This is a genomic window from Kitasatospora sp. NPDC087271, from assembly GCF_044744605.1.
Classification (GTDB): domain Bacteria; phylum Actinomycetota; class Actinomycetes; order Streptomycetales; family Streptomycetaceae; genus Kitasatospora.
Window position 1 is genome coordinate 739,810 of record NZ_JBIUYQ010000001.1, and the last position, 15,084, is coordinate 754,893.

At 65.7% G+C, this 15,084-nt stretch carries 10 protein-coding genes; 1 reads left to right on the forward strand and 9 read right to left on the reverse strand.

Going from position 1 to position 15,084, the window contains the following annotated elements; all coding sequences use genetic code 11:
- From ACIO9K_RS02890 to dndB, 6 genes are all read right to left on the reverse strand, one after another.
- Positions 1–2,025 carry a hypothetical protein gene (locus ACIO9K_RS02890; protein ID WP_400326461.1) on the reverse strand — a complete coding sequence of 675 codons (2,025 nt, stop codon included), beginning with the start codon at positions 2,023–2,025 and terminating at the stop codon, positions 1–3.
- A gap of 57 nt (positions 2,026–2,082) precedes the next feature.
- A complete protein-coding gene (locus ACIO9K_RS02895; protein ID WP_400326464.1) occupies positions 2,083–4,239 on the reverse strand; it encodes a hypothetical protein in 2,157 nt (718 codons plus the stop codon).
- Positions 4,240–4,833: 594 nt separating this feature from the next.
- The gene (dndE, locus tag ACIO9K_RS02900; RefSeq protein WP_400326467.1) at positions 4,834–5,211 is read right to left on the reverse strand and encodes a DNA sulfur modification protein DndE; all 378 of its coding nucleotides are present in this window, start codon (positions 5,209–5,211) and stop codon (positions 4,834–4,836) included.
- Positions 5,201–7,192, reverse strand: coding sequence for a DNA sulfur modification protein DndD (gene dndD, locus ACIO9K_RS02905; RefSeq protein ID WP_400326470.1), 1,992 nt, complete (start codon positions 7,190–7,192; stop codon positions 5,201–5,203). Before dndD ends, dndE begins: the two co-directional genes overlap by 11 nt.
- Complete coding sequence (dndC, locus tag ACIO9K_RS02910) at positions 7,179–8,687, reverse strand: DNA phosphorothioation system sulfurtransferase DndC (RefSeq protein ID WP_400326473.1); 1,509 nt, start codon at positions 8,685–8,687, stop codon at positions 7,179–7,181. The genes dndD and dndC overlap by 14 nt, the downstream gene beginning before the upstream one ends.
- A complete protein-coding gene (gene dndB, locus ACIO9K_RS02915) occupies positions 8,684–9,769 on the reverse strand; it encodes a DNA sulfur modification protein DndB (RefSeq protein ID WP_400326476.1) in 1,086 nt (361 codons plus the stop codon). The genes dndC and dndB overlap by 4 nt, the downstream gene beginning before the upstream one ends.
- A 105-nt stretch (positions 9,770–9,874) precedes the next feature.
- Between dndB and dndA the strand changes: the two genes are divergently transcribed.
- Positions 9,875–11,011 (forward strand): cysteine desulfurase DndA, encoded by a 1,137-nt coding sequence (gene dndA, locus ACIO9K_RS02920; protein WP_400326660.1) that lies wholly within the window; start codon positions 9,875–9,877, stop codon positions 11,009–11,011.
- Here the strand turns inward: dndA and ACIO9K_RS02925 are convergent.
- From ACIO9K_RS02925 to ACIO9K_RS02935, 3 genes are all read right to left on the reverse strand, one after another.
- Positions 10,992–12,482 carry a DNA phosphorothioation-associated putative methyltransferase gene (locus ACIO9K_RS02925; protein WP_400326479.1) on the reverse strand — a complete coding sequence of 497 codons (1,491 nt, stop codon included), beginning with the start codon at positions 12,480–12,482 and terminating at the stop codon, positions 10,992–10,994. The genes dndA and ACIO9K_RS02925 overlap by 20 nt on opposite strands.
- 119 nt (positions 12,483–12,601) lie before the next feature.
- A complete protein-coding gene (locus ACIO9K_RS02930) occupies positions 12,602–14,296 on the reverse strand; it encodes an IS1182 family transposase (protein ID WP_400326482.1) in 1,695 nt (564 codons plus the stop codon).
- A 144-nt stretch (positions 14,297–14,440) separates the two neighbouring features.
- Positions 14,441–14,935, reverse strand: coding sequence for a hypothetical protein (locus ACIO9K_RS02935; protein WP_400326485.1), 495 nt, complete (start codon positions 14,933–14,935; stop codon positions 14,441–14,443).
- Positions 14,936–15,084: the final 149 nt, after the last annotated feature.

A 15,084-nucleotide genomic window follows, 5' to 3' on the forward strand; every position in this document is an offset into this window, starting at 1 on the left:
TCACAGGCCCATCAGATCGATCAGGTCTTCGGTGGATGGCCCCTCGCCATCGGGTCGGTCCACCGCGGTGTCTGCCGTCGCCGAACGCCCCAGGGGCACAATGTTGTCCCCCTGGGTATCACCCAGACGCCGGACCACCCCGCCCCGGGCCGTGAACGGGGGCGAGGAAGCCGCCTGGAGCAGGCTCGACTCCTTGATAGAGAAATCCTTGGTCAGGATCGCGACCAGCTCGGCCGTGGGAATCACGCCACCGGCATTGTCGATCTCCTCCGCGATCAGTTCCTTGATCGTCGTGTACGCACGCAGTCCCCACGCGACGAGCGCCCAGGTGTCGGCGTTGCTGCGCATGAACCGTTCGTCGGTCGGGAGTTGGGACTTGAGGGAACGCAGGTTGACGCCGTCTCCCATTCGCTCGGCCAGGACCTGCGTGGTCATCGGGTGTCCCCCTTGGTCGAGGACGTGCCATGCTCGTTCCCTGAGCGTGCCGTCAATCGGCGCGGAGGCAGCCTCCTCCGTGCGTTCCGGGTCATCCGAGCTCTCCGCCAGGTTGGCCCGGTCCGCCACCACCACGAGACGGACGAGCTGGGGCAACTCTTCTGGAAGGACCCAGCCGTCAGCCTCCACAGTCGCAGCCAAGAGACGTGCGACCAGCCGCCCGGCTGGCCCGGACAATGAATGTTTTCCGGCCAGCAGGTCCAAGAGCCGCACGCCGGGCGCCTCCTGGACGACATGGGTGTGCAGTTCATCGAGGAGCCGCAGCAGCGGGTCAGCGCCGCTCTCCGGATCGATCCACACCTGGACGGGCTCGACGGTGACCGCGGGAAGAACGAGCAGGCAATTCTCGTCGTCCTCGGGTCGATGTGCTCTCGGCGTCTCCTGGTCCGTATCGGGCACCGGTCGGTCACCGGCGGCGTTCTCCACCTGCCCGGCCACGACGTTCAGACCACAGGACCGTAGCCATGCCCGGGTGGGCTTGAGTGGCATGCCCGTGTCGCCGAGCAACCGCGCGGCCGCAGTCAACGACAGGCACTCCCCGGGAACCATGGCCAGTGCTTCAAGCGTGAGCGCACGGGCCCGCGTGAGCGATCCCGCGAACAACCACTCCTCGGCTGGGGACGCGCCCAAGAGGACCGCGGCCAGGACATCGAGGACGGTCACGTCGCCGGCAGCGGGAGCGAAGCACAGCCACGGCAGGCGGCCAGCCAGATCAGTACGGGTCACCGGCTCGCCGGCCGCGTCCTCGAACCGCGTGACGGCGCTGCCGAGCATCGGCTGTCGCCCCGCCTCCTCCCTCAGGCTCCGGGAGAGCCCTGCCAGCAGCTCCCTCATCTGCTCACGCGGTGTCCGGTGGCGTGCTGCAAGCACCTCCACCGAAAGCGGTGCTTCGGCACACAGGTTGTGAACAATGAGATCCCGCTGGCGGCTGTCGAGTCGGCCGAACCAATCGGCGACTGCGCCGTCGGGACTGTCCGTGGCCGAAGGCCAGGACGCCCCGTACTCCAATGGGAGAGCGGGCTCGGCCCCGGTGACGCCCGGCTGAACGCCCTCGCGCACAAGTGCTGCCAGGACGCTCCGCCGCTCCCCGGCAGTACCGAGTGGTACGCGCAGGATGTTCCGCGGCGTCAGCCGACCCATCGCCCCCAGGGTGGAACCACCGGCCGTCTCCAGGACGGCACGCACCTCCGCGGTGAGTCCCGGAGCGGTACCCGTCCCGGTCACGGGAAGGGCGGGCAGGAGGGACGAGAGCGGCTCGTCGTCCAGCGGCGCCGATTCGAGGAAGGAGCCGAGCAGCTCGAAGACGTCCTCCAGATCGGGCCGGCGCCCGCCAGTCTGGTCCGGAGTCTCACGCAGCCACCACTGCGCGGGACCACCCAACCGCTGCATCGCAAGGAGTTCGGAGGGCGCCAGCCAGTCCAGCCACGGAAGCAGAATCCGCCATGTGGGGCCGGGTGCGGCCCCACATGAACGTGATCCAGCCCCGTCTCCGTTGAGGCCGGCGGGATTTCCGGAAGACACACCCTGCACGGATGGCTCCTCACCGAGTGCCACGGTCCCCTGCCTCACCTGACTGCTCACTTACGATCACTCGCTCAGGAGGTCAGCCACACCGGGCCCCGAGAGCGCCTCGTCGCCGCCTTCGGAGTCCAGCGGCAAATGGGACTGGGCCGGCACACCTGCCGCCACTACGGCGGGTGTTTGCACCGACTTCGCATTCTCGCCGTACTCCTGAATCCAGGAGGCGAAGGGCTCGTGGCTGTCGTAGAACCAGTTCTTCAGCGCGTAGCGAAGCGCGGCCGCCACCGTCCGCTGGGCCTCGATCTTCCGCTGCGGCTCCGATTGCCCAGCTTTGCTGGTCTTCAGCGCCGCAGTCTGCTGCTCCACAAGCAACTCATAGTAGAGGCCCCGGGCCGTTCCGAGCGTGCGCTGGAAGGCGGCCGGCCCATTGAACCAAGGCTCCAGGTGCACCCACGCTTCCGGGGTGTCCAGGATCTGCATCCAGAAGTACCTGAAGTAGACCGCCTGTGGCGTGTCCATCTTGGCGATCTGGTTCAGCGGCGTAGGAATGTCAGTCTTGTTGAAGACCAGACGCCGGTCCTTCTTCTTGCCGTGCTCCAGCGCGAAGTAGGCGTTCCAGGCGGCGACGAGCGCCTCTGAGAATTCGGGCAACTGCTCCAGATCTGCGCCACAGGGCTGCTGCTTGCGCAGCTCCCACAGCGAACCGAGCGTCATCGCCATGCCTAGCTGGCAAGCATGGGTGTTGAACACGGCGTAGGCCGCATTGGCCTTTTCCAGATCGGCCGTCTTGGCTGACCCCAGGTAGGCGCGGGCCCGGTTGGATTCGAAGCTCTCCTTCCGGGCGCCCAGCGCCTCCCAGGCGTCGATCACTCCGGTCCGGGTCACGGGCTGCTGAGCCTGCTTGCGCTCCTTGTAGTGCTCGTAGCTGTCACGCAGGGTCCAGAACACACCCACCCCGGAGAAGAGGGCGTCGTGGGCGAGGGTCACGCTGGTGTCGCTGATGTGCCACTCGTCCTTGGTCTGCGTCAGCGCTCGGGCGTGAGCGGCGTACGGAGCGGTGAGCGACAGCAGGGTGATCAGCGCCCTACCCCAAGTCTTCGCGAAGCGGTCGCTGATCGCATCAACGTGGCCGAGAGGGAAGTTGCGGTTGCCGATCTCGTCCCAGGTGTAGGTGAAGCCGCCCTCCTTCACCTGATCCGGAAAGACACTGGCGAGATCGAGCTGTTCCTCCGCCATGAAGCGGTCCTGCTCGACGAGGCTAGTCCGGCCGCTGATCTTCTGGTCGACCTTCTGTAGGTACTTGCCCGGGCCGAAGACGCACCGATCGACGGCACTCTTCAGGAGGTGGATGTTAGTGAGCACCGACCAACGGGCGGGCTGCGTGGTGTTGGCGTCCGGGTTGTCGTACTCCACCGCGTAGATGGGCAGCAATGTTCCGCTGCTGTCGTCCCGCAATTCGTTCAGGACCCGGCGTGTGAGGACGTTGCTCAGCTCAGCGTCGGAGAGCAGGATGATCCGCGACTTCGACGGAGGACGCGCTTCCTTGTTGACGTCCACGAACAGCTTGCGGGCAGCCGCGTGCGGGTTACTCCGTTCACCCGTCTCCTCGGGGAACCAGCACACCGTCACCGGAACCTCAATGCCGGCCAGGTCGAGGTCACCGACTCGCTGCAGCACCTGCTTGACCTGGTTCTCGTAGAACGACCGGTAACGCGCACCGGACGAGCCTTGCCATCCATTAGTCTTCGTGCGTTCCACGGCCAGGAGCGCCATGGCCCGGTGCTGGCCATCCAGAACGACCAACCGCGACTCGATCTGGTTCCACCACAGCCGGCCGACGTTCGCGGAATGAGGCTGGCCATCGTGTCCGACCAAGCGATCGACCTGGAAGGCGTTCCCAGCCCGCTCCTGCAGCCACTTCGCCTGGCCTCCCGCTTCCTCGACGATCTCCGGCCCACCAAGAGTGGGGAACTCGGTCGGCTTCTTGCTCCGGAAGGGCAGGAGGACCGCGACGATCGGGGGGAAGAAGGCGGGTCCCGTGGCCTTGCGGTCTAGCAGGTAGGGAATCAGCTTCACGGCAACGCGATGGTCGTCCAGATCACGCTGCAGCAGTTGGTCGAAGTCCAGGTCACCGGCTTCCATGACCTCTCGCACGGGCACGAGGTTCCGGGTCAGCAGACGTTCGGGTTCGTCGGACTCCTCACCCAGGCGCGCCTTGGTCATGATGTAGTCCACACGGCCGGCAGGGGTGCTGAAGGTTCCCCACGTCCCCTGTACGAAGTCACGGAACGTGAGCCTGACGCTGCTACCGAACATCTTTCCCTTGCCTCCCAGGGGTCGGCGCATGCAGCCGTGTCAGCAGCCCGCCTGCCGGCGCAGCGGTGAACGGCAGGCGCTTCACCAAACACGTCATCGTTCATGACTCCGCCCGGAAGGACCGGGCGAACGAGCACACAGGCCCGCGAACCAAAAGGAGTCAATCGATTACTCAACGCAATCGATTGAAGGGATCTTATACCAGCTTTCCAACAGTGGCATTCCCGCCCCCCTGGGCGCAACCCACCGCCTCGGATGCAATGATCCCACATCCTGTGAAGAATTAGCGTAGGGGGTGTGACCCGCACGACCGGCCGGTTCTCGGATTTCGACCAAGGGTGACCCACGCCAGGGATCAGCCAATAAATCCACAAGGTGTAGAAAATAAATACAAATTATGCCAAATCAGACAAAATGCCACCATTTGGTACTGCTGCGGCGAGGCGGGGAACCTGGCGTAGTGCGCCAGGTTCCCCGCCTCGCCACAGCTACTCGGAAGCCCTATTCGCAGGCTGAACCGACCAGCTCCCGAATGGTGCGAATCTCCTTGTTGCCGGCCAGGTACCCGATTCCGCGGTGAAGGTGAACCGTGAGTGCCTTGCTGAGGGACTCGTCGGTCAACGGCTCCCCGTCCACGGCGCAGCGCTGCCGGAGAAGTGCGAGGTAGACGTCTCCGTACATTCCCGCGAAGGTCCGCCAGGACATCTCGACGTTCGAGTCGGTAACGATCTCCTTGACCAGCGGCGTCGAGGGCTCACGCAGCGAGACGGCCAACGCCCAACGGCACAAGACGTTCCAGTTCTTGATCCCTGTGGTGCGCTTGAGGCGTACCAGCTGGTCACGGGCCGGCTGTGAGAGGCGGATGGTCTCAAGCGACATGCGCTGCTCCGGAAGTCCACCAGTAGCCCGGCTCTACCGAGGTGGTGAACGTGGTGTCGTCGTGAACGAGGGTGAAGGTCTGGGCGATGGACGGCTTGAGCCGCTTCAGCAAGTGCTCGTCGATCTCCTGATCCGTCGACAGCAGCAGAACCTGGTGACTCGCATGAGGGAAGTACCGGTCCACGAGGTGCTCGCGGTGCCGGCTGTCCAGACGCCCGAGTGGGGTGTCGATGACGCTGGGCAACCAGTTGCCAGCGACGCGCGCCAGTCCCCAGACCAGAGAGACGGCCAGGAGCTGACGCTCCCCCGCGCTCAGGCGCCCGGGATCGAGGGGCTCGTCGTCCGCCCCAATGAGGGTGAGCTGGAACCGATGGGTGTCGATGCGCAGGTCACGGACGAGGCCCTTCTTCCGCATAAGCTTGGTGAAGCTGTCGAGGACGGCGACCTCTAGCCGACTGATGTGCCGATTGAGTAGCGCAACACCGAACTTCTCCAGCACGGCGCGCTGCTTGTCGCAGTGCGCAATGATGCGGGCGACCTCTTCGGCTCGGACCAAGGTCTTCACCCGAGCTTCGTGGGCACGCTCCAGCTCCGCCTTCAGCGCGTCGCGACGGCCCTTGCTGGCAGCATGCGCCTCGTGGGCACTCGCCAACTCGGCCTCCAACTGGTGCACTCGGCGCAGTGCCTGCGCCCGCTCCTCGATCCGAACGGCGATGAGCTTCTCGTCCGGAACCCCGGCCAGTTGGCGGTCAAGCGCCTCAAGAGCAGCTGCTCGATCAGCGGCCTGGGCGAGCAGCTCTCGTGCACGGTCCTGCTCATTCGCGAGCACCTGGTCGAGTCCAGCCAGTTGCCGATGGCCGTCCGAGGTGAGCGCAAGCGTCCGCTCGACGGTCACGGCGGACTCCCGGTCACGGCGGTCCGCTTCCAGGTGGGTACGCAGCTCCTTGAGTTCCGTCGCCGGAAGCACCTTGTCGAGCCGGGCGATGATGTCGAGGTCGCGAACGGCCAGGAGGTCGATGATCTGGCCGGACTCCTCCGCGTGCTGCTCGACGGCCGCCTGCTTGTGGACTGCGGTGAGTTGCTCACCGACCAGCAACAGCGGCAACGCTCCCGCGACCAGTGCGACCAACGACTCCTCGGTCGCCGCCTGGGCCTTGGCGAGGTCCTTCCGTCGTTCCTCCAGTTCGCGGCGGCGTTCGTAGAGTTCACCCCCATCCTTCTGGAAGGAGTACTCGGCGTTCTCCAGAGTCAGCTTCGCGACATCGAGCTGAGGACGCAGCCCCGCAGCCACCGCGTGCATCGCCTCCACCTCCTGCTGGAGGGCGGCATGACGCTCCTCCAGCTCGCGGATCTGGGCGACAGTCTCCTGCTCCTCACCAGTCAGCTTCTGCCTGCGCTGGAGGGCCAGCAGGTCAGTGCGCAGCTGCTGGACGGTGTTCAGACCGAGCAGGGACTGGATCGCGGACTCGATCACGGCCGAAGCGCGCTCGGGATCCGCAAGGGATTCGATCTTCTCCCCGTCGAAGAAGAACAGGGAGCCAATCTCGAGCGGGAGGAGGTCCTCCACCTCGTCGGCCCAGCCCTCGCTGATTCCCTTGTCCCACTTGCCGTTCACCAGCACGTTGACGTACTCGTTCAGGCTCTTGCCGCTGACCGACCACTTGCGGAAGACCTTGTAGATCCTCTCCTCACCATCGACGATGATCGAGAACTCCAGCTCGATCTCCGCTCCGATGGCGGGGTCCGCCTGGCGGTTGATGCACTCGCGCAGGTAGGTGTCGTACGAGCGGTTGCCCCGGCCACTGCAACGCGCACGCGGTCCGTAGAGCACTAGCTGCAGCGCGTCAAGCAGGGTGGTCTTGCCCGCGCCGTTCATGCCTCCAATGAGCACGATCGGCCGCCCCGGGCTGGTCGCCAGGTCCAGGGACTGCTTTCCACGGTAGGCGCCGAAATCGTGCAGGGTGATGTTACGCAGGAGCATCGGCGTCCTCTTCGTCCTCAGTCAGCGGCAGACGGCCGGCGATCTCGTCGCGCAGCTTCTTCTTCTTCAAGGCGAAGGCGTGGGCATCGTCCTTGTCATCGAAGTACCCACGCCGCACCGTCTTCTCCAGTGCCTCGAATAGACCGGACCGGCGGGTCATGGTGCGGAACCTGCGTTCCACCTCCAGGAGCTCCCGCGCGGTGGTGAACAGCAGGTCGTCCCCTTCACAGGCCTTGCGCAGGAGGTCAATCTCACTGGCCCCGAGGGCTAGGTGCTCGTCCAGCGGGCGACCCGGGAAGTCCTCGCCGGTCTTCTCCTTGTAGATCTTCGGCAGGGAGTCCTCGACCTCGTGCTTTTCGAAGACCCACAGACGGCGGATCTCGTGCAGTTCCTCCATCGTGATCAGCTCGATGTTGCGGACGCTCTCGGGAGCATTGGCACGCACCCACGTCTGGGCTTCCAGCAGGTCACGGAGCCAGGTCTCGCGAGCGCTCTGGGTGTAAGGGCCGTGGACGATGCGGTCCTCAATGAGCTGGACACTGCCGTTCATCTTGCGGAAGTCCCGGAGCTTGTGCTCCTCCTCGCCGGTCACGTCCAGCTTGTCCCGTAGCTCCAGGAGCGGACGCATCCACTTGCGCTCGGCAACGTTGTTGACCATGGCCGCCATCGACTTGTCCTGCTCCACCAGCGTGCAGGTCCAGCAGCCAAAACGGCTGTCCCCGCAGGACGGCGTGGAGTTGTCGACGACCAGCGGGCACTCTTGATCGTCGGTGGCACTCATGTACATCGCCTGCAGATCCACGTTCGGGTGTCCCCACGGGTTGTCCACCTGTCGCAGGAACGCCCACACTTCCTGGCTGGACCAGTCCTCGATGGGGCTGTACACCAGGGAGTTCGGCAGGTTGCCGTTGGGTGAGAGCCGTTCCTGGACACGCCGCTTCTCGTGCTTGGCCATAGCACGAGCGCGCGCCTGGCTCTCCTGCTTGCGAATCCCCAACACCAGAATCGCCTCGCCGTGACGGCGGACGACGCTCCGGATGAACTTGTTGGAAGGCCTGATCTTCATCCGCTCGGTACACCAACGGAACTTCGGGCGCGGCGCAGGATAGCCACGACCGATGAGGTTCACCCAGAAGGTGTCATTGACCTCGGGAGTGAGCCGGTTCGGCTCAATCGGAAGCTCCTGGGCGGACGCGGCGGCATGCATGGTGTCCAACGACTGAACCACCCATGCGGCGACGACCGGGTTCTCAACCAGGGTGTCCGTGCTGATCACGTAAACCGGCTTGGTGCGTCGCTCCGCCGGAAGATCGCGCAGCGCCAACCACACCAGCTGAAGGACCGCGGTGGAGTCCTTGCCGCCGCTGTAGCCGACTACCCAGGGAACTTCATCTGCGGTGTACAACTCACGAATCTCGGCCGTGAGCTCGGCCACGACCTCGTCGAGGTGCCTGCCGGCGAACAGCAGGTTGGCGTCCGCAGTGGGGGTACTCATGCGTCTCCTCGCTGGTATGCGTCTTCAGCGCGCTGCTCCTCAGGGCTGAGCCTCAGCCCGATCGTCTGGCGCAGATAATTGACCGTGAGCAACACTTGGTTGTGGCTCTTGGAAACCCGGCCACCGATGATCGCCCGGCCCTCCCAATCGGGATTGCTCCGTCCCCAGTCCACCGAGGACAGCTTCTTCAACCGCTTCTGCCATTCCGCGGGAGTGGTCGAGTCGCGCAGAAGTGCGTTGCCGATCTTGCCTAGCGCGTGCAGCGCGATGCCGTGACTGTGGATGTAGTCCCGCCGCACCTCTGGCGCGGTAAGGCTGCGCTCACGCACCATGGCCCACTCCGGGATCAGGGTGTCGACGTGTTCCCAGTAAGACTGCGCAAGTGCGGCCGCCTTGTCCCGTTCCATCTCCAGGCCCTGCAGCAACGCTTGGTTGCCCGAGTGCAGCGCGCTGAGGGTGAAGAGCTTCCGCGAGCGGGCGGAGAGCGTGCTGCTCTCCATCTCGACGTGTTGCTTGAAAACCGGCGACCTCAGCGCGAGCAGCCGCGTGAGGTTCGCCAGGTCGTCACGCTGGTCGTACAACACCCCGATGGAACGAGACGGCCGCACTGCGTGACGGTTCAGGTCGGCGAACATCTGTTGGGAGCGGGCGAGGCCAGCGTCATGGAAGAACACCACGGCGATCGTCTCGTCACCCAGGTCAGGGTTCTCCTTGAGGGCCAACTCGATGGCCGCCCGACGGTGCTGTCCGTCGTTGATCAGGAAGCGAGCTGCCATTGGCACCCGAATCTGCCCCGCCCGCATGCCGGTCCCCTGATCGGCGATGCCCTCAAAGACGATGTTGCCGTCGATGGACGCGGTCAGCGCACTGAACACGTAGTCGTCCGGATTGTCCACGATGTAGCGGGTGAGCGCAGGCAGGCGGCCCTTGTTGAGAACCCTCTGGGCCCGGACCTCCGGCGGAATCTCATCGTCGTCGAAGAGAAAGATCTTTGGGATCAACCGAAGTGGACACATCGAGACGAAGAACTCGCGCCCCGCCTGCACCCCCCGGATAGAGGGGAAGACGTACTCAAAGCCCACGGACGTAGCCTCTCCCGCCGCGCGTGCCACTCTATGATCAGTCACAGCGGTATCGTACGTTATCTGAGTGACGTACCTGCCCACATTCTGAGGAGGAAGGTGACGATGTCCGTCCCGTACCTGGATGCAGCTGCGACGACCCGCGTCGACCCCCGTGTCGCCGAGGTAGTGCTCCACTGGATGACCAAGGAGTTCGGGAACGCGGGCAGCCGTACCCACGAGTACGGCATGCGCGCGAAGAAGGCGGTGCAACAAGCCCGAACCCAACTTGCCACTCAGCTCGGGGCGTCGGCCGAGGAGCTGATCTTCACCAGTGGGGCCACGGAGAGCAACAATATCGCCCTCCTAGGGCTGGCCTCGTACGGCGAGAAGAGTGGCCGCCGCCACATCATCAGCTCGGCCATCGAACACAAGGCGGTCCTGGAACCGCTGGAGCACCTGCGGGAGCGCGGGTTCGAGGTCGACTTCCTCAAGCCCGACCGATCCGGCCAAGTCAGCACCGAAGCCGTCCGCGAGCGACTGCGCCCGGACACCTTGCTGGTCTCCCTGATGCACGTGAATAACGAGACGGGAGTGATCCAGCCTGTCGCCGAGCTGGCACAACTCCTGCGCAGCACCCCCACCTACTTCCACGTGGACGCCGCACAGGGCTTCGCTAAGCTCCCCGAGGACCTCACCGCCCCCATCGACCTGATCAGCATCAGCGGCCACAAGATCGGCGCACCCAAGGGCATCGGGGCCCTGCTGCTCCGTCGGCGCCGCTGGGACGACATTCCGGTGCAGCCGCTGATGTTCGGGGGCGGCCAGGAGATGGGCCTGCGTCCGGGAACCCTGCCGGTCCCCTTGATCATGGGACTGGCCAAGGCGGAGGAGATCTTCCGTACAGGGCGTCTCCAGTGGCTCTCCGAAGTTCAGGAGTTCCGCGAGAAGCTGCTGGCAGGACTCTCCGGTACCCGTTACCGCATCAACGGCGACCCGGCGGTGGGCGTGCCGCACATCCTCAACCTCACGTTCGACGGAGTGAACTCCGAAGCTCTGATCGTACGGTTGCAACAGGTCGCCGCCGTCGCCACCGGGTCCGCCTGCACCAGTGCCTCGTACACGCCGAGCCACGTGCTGACCGCTATGGGCCTGCCGGAGGAGAGCGTCGCGAACGGGTTGCGTCTGTCCTGGTTCCCGGGACAGACGGACGGGTTCGATCCGGCCTTGCTGGCCGCCGCCGTCAGCCAGTTCCAGGCGTGATCGCGGCGTCCGGCGCCGGCTGCCTGGCCGAAGACACCACGGTCGAGCGGACGAGACGGTGCCCGCGCAACTCGCGCGCGCACCGCTCCAGTTCCGCCTTCCAACCCTTCTCCGTACCGATCAGATAGGGCTGTTCATAGAGTCCGGCACGGATCTCGGCATCGGTTAGGCGACGGTACTTGGGGACATCAGGGTCGTCGGCTGCCAAGAACTCATGTTTGCGATGCAACAAGGGGCGGTCCTCAGACTCCTCGTAGGATACGTAAGTTGCCTCCAAGCCGCTCATCTCGACTGAATAGGACGAGCGCAACCGAGGATGAGGGTCAGCATCGAAGCCCGGGTAGTCCAGCCAGCTCACAGCTCGGCCATGGTGGTTCAACTTAATCAGGGTCCACTCCTGCGGCCGCCCTGCGGCAATCGCCGCGCAGTGCTCGTACAGACGCAGCACTGTGGGCATCCGGTCAACCGCCCTTCGGTGCACGTAGAGCGCTGTGGGGGTCAGCTTGCCGACCGCAGAGGCCCGCATCGCGCCACGGACATAGGCATCGTCCCGTAGCTTCAACAACAAGCGGTCCGCGCGCTTGCACGCCTCCTGATAGGAGGAGAAGCACCTACGAATGTCCAACTGGACGGACAGTGGGAGGCCGCCGAACGGCCCTCGCCCGTTGAAAAGTTCCACAGCAAGAAAGAGCAGGGTGCTCAACGTGGTGCGCTTGATTCCCTCAGCGATCTTCTCTGGGTCCGCCGACCGCTTGACAACGCGCTGAAGCTCCGTGGACTGCAGGTGGGCTAGCAGCTCCACCAAGGCAACAGGCATCTCCTCCAGCCGCGGCAGCCGTCCCCGGCGCTCAGCAAAGTCAACTACGGAAGCAATCGCCGACGCCATGTCCTCGGAGACCAGCCACCCGGCTTCAGGGACAACCCTGCGAGCGAGGAACGCGATCCGGGCGACATCGTCCTTGAACGCGTAGACGACTCCAGGCGCGGCAGAAACGCAGCGGACGCCAGTAACCTCCTGGACGAGTTCACGCAACTCGCTGGGGGCAAAAAGACGCTGGAACGTCCCTCTGCTGGTCAGCACCCCATCAGCGGCACAGCTTCCTGAGACCTTGTTCCGTTCCCACACCAGTCTGGTGGACACCACGAGCACATGCCCGGCCAAGTGCCATGCACGCGCCAATGCCTTTCGGCGCTCCTCGGCGTCCTCAATGACATTGAGGACATAGGTCATGAGTACGACATCAGCAGGATCCTGCCTGCTTTGGGGAAAGTAGTACGGATCCCATCCGGTGACGTCGAAATGCATGGACCGAAGTACGCGTACGTCACCGCCTCGACCGCAACCGAAATCAAGCACTGTCCGACCGGCCTCGACCTGGTGATCAATGACAGCCTGCCGGGCAGGGACTGAGAGTCCGGAACGGCTGATCGCGGTCAACTGTCGATCGCTACCCCATAATAATTCCCGCATTGCACCCCACCATCAGGTCGGCTCTGTCCGGCTCGGACGCTAGCGCAGCTCGGAGGGTGTGTGTCCAGCGAACGGCATCTCTCAGCTTGACTCTGTCGGGGATCTTGGTCGCTGCCGTGTTAGCTGACGGCTCGCCAGGAACGTAGGCGCGGGATGCCCCGCTGGTCGAGGTGGTCCTGGAAGGCTGCCGGCGGTCGTGGAGGCGTGCTTTCGTCGGGGGTCTGTTTGCTGAGGCGTTCGATGTTGACGGCGATGGCGGTGAGTACGTGCTGCAGGTGCGCCTTGGTCTGCCCACGGTAGCGGCAGTGGCGCGCGCCGTGGCCGTGGGCGAACTCGCAGATGGTGCCCTCGATACCGGAGCGGACCGCATATCGCTTGTGCCAGGCCGGATCCTGCTGGTCGGCGCGGTTGCGCAACTGCAGTTCGAGCAGCTCGCGCGGAGGGAAGCCCACGGTGCGCTGGGCGTCGCGGGAGCTGGTGCGCTGGGCCCGGACCGGGCAGGGCTGGCACTGGCTTTTGGTGAAGCGGGCCACGATCAGCGGGGCGGCGGTCGGTGAGGAGGTCGGGTAGGGGCCGTGCCAGCCGGCGCTGGTCTGCCCCTGTGGGCAGGCGACCTCCTTCCGGTCGAAGTCGATGCGGAAGTCGTCGCGGGCGAAGCCCTCGCCGCGGCGGTGCTGGCGGGCGGGGTTGCCCGGCAGTGGTCCGACGACGGTGACACGGTGTTCACGCTGGGCCTGTTCCAGGTGGGGCAGGGAGGTGTAGACGCCGTCGACCAGGTGTTGGTCGGGCAGCAGGCTCCGGCGCTCCAGGCGGGTGTGGATGCCGGGCAGGACCTCGGTGTCGGCGCTGGTGGCGGGCATGGTGGTCACGTCGGTGATCACGTTGGGGCCGTCGCCGGAGCAGGTCTCGGTCACGTGGGCGAGGAACCCCGTCCAGCGAGTGACCTGCCCGCGGCGCGCGTAGCGGGCCGTCGGGTCGTAGGGCGAGACGATCCGGTGAGCCGAGGGCGGCAGGCCGCTGCCGTCGTCCTCGTCGCGCCACCGCAGGCGCCCCGCGGGATCCCAGTAGTAGTTCTGCACCAGGATCTGCCGCAGGATCTGGACTTGGGGCCTGCCGAGCAGGGACGGGTGGTTGCGGCTGAGGTGTTCGAGCAGGCGGCGGGCGTCTTCGCCGGTGGTGTTGATCCTGGTCTTGGGCCGAGTGGGGTTCTTGCCCAGGCGCACCGGTCGGCCGTAGTGGCGGCCCCAGTCCTCGCCGACCAGGCCGTCCAGCGCGTGGTCGGCGGTACGGGCGAGTTCTTCCAGGGCCGCGCGCACAGCCTCGGTGACCAGTTCGAGGCGGGTCAGGTCCCGGACGGTGGCCAGGACGTGGGTGGAGTCGGTGCGCTGGGTGGTGTGCTCGCGGACCAGGCCGGCCTCTCTCAGCCGGATCAGGTCGAGGTCGAGGAGGCGGTCCACCCGGCCGTCCTGGAGCAGGCGGTCGCGGAAGTCACTGAGCGCCCTGTGGTGGAAGCCGGGGTCGTCGAGGTCGAGGCCGAGCGCGTATTCGAAGTCGATGCGGCAGCGCACGGCCTCGGCGGCATCACGGCCGGACAGGCCCAGCAGGAACTGCGGCACGCTCACCGTGGCCAACTGGGCCGGCGAGAGCCCGGACCGGCCGTCCCGTGGATACCAGTCGGCGAAGTCCTCGTCCTGCCACAGGCCGTCGAGACGGTCGCGCACCCACATCACCGTCGTACCACCGGGATTGCTGGCCCGCGCCATCCTCGCCGTCAACTCCGGGACCTCGGAACCCGGACGGGGACGGACCGACATCTCGCACTCCTCGGAAATCTCGCGGTCATCGTGCACCGCGAGACTGACGCACCACCATGATCACCCGCAGCCGAACACCAAGATCCCCGACAGAGTCACGAGCCGACAGCTCGGAGGCGGTAATCCGCCGGTCGATGAGCATGGTCATGAGTCGCCGCCTCGTCCGGCGGGCACGCTGAACAGTCCCGGGCGTTCCTCGGCCAGCCAGCCCCGTGCGGCCAGGCGCTTCGCCTTCGACCGCACCCCTTCCACCTTCACCGGGACCGGCTCCAGCCCGAGTGCCGCCGCGGGTTGGCGACAGTCCATCGCTTCCTCGCGCGACCCGTTCCCACCAGCCAGGACGTCCATGATCCGCTGGTAGTCCGGCGCCAGGACCGTGGGAGCGAGCCCGTTCCGCCAGTGCGGCACCACCGAACCGGGCACCGCCACCGCGGCCTGCACCGGCCGCTCGTCGGTTACCACAACCGGCGGCACCTCCTCGCCCGCGCGAGAGTCCCCAAGCACCTCGCCCACCGTCTCACGGGCGATCACGAACCGCTCCCACACGACTTCCGCCTCCCGGAGCTCGACCTGAAGAGCCTCCACCCGCTGCCGAGCCGCGCGTTCACGCTCCTCCAGCAACCCCATCACCGACGGCATCCCGGAACCTCCACCGAAGAGACGACACGCCACCTCGTCCCTGCCCCCGAGACACCGCCCCTATGCCTGACCAGCAAAAACGAACCCGCCATTCTCGGAAAGACAACGGCTTCTTAGCTTGTCGTTTTACCTCCGGTGATCATCTTCTG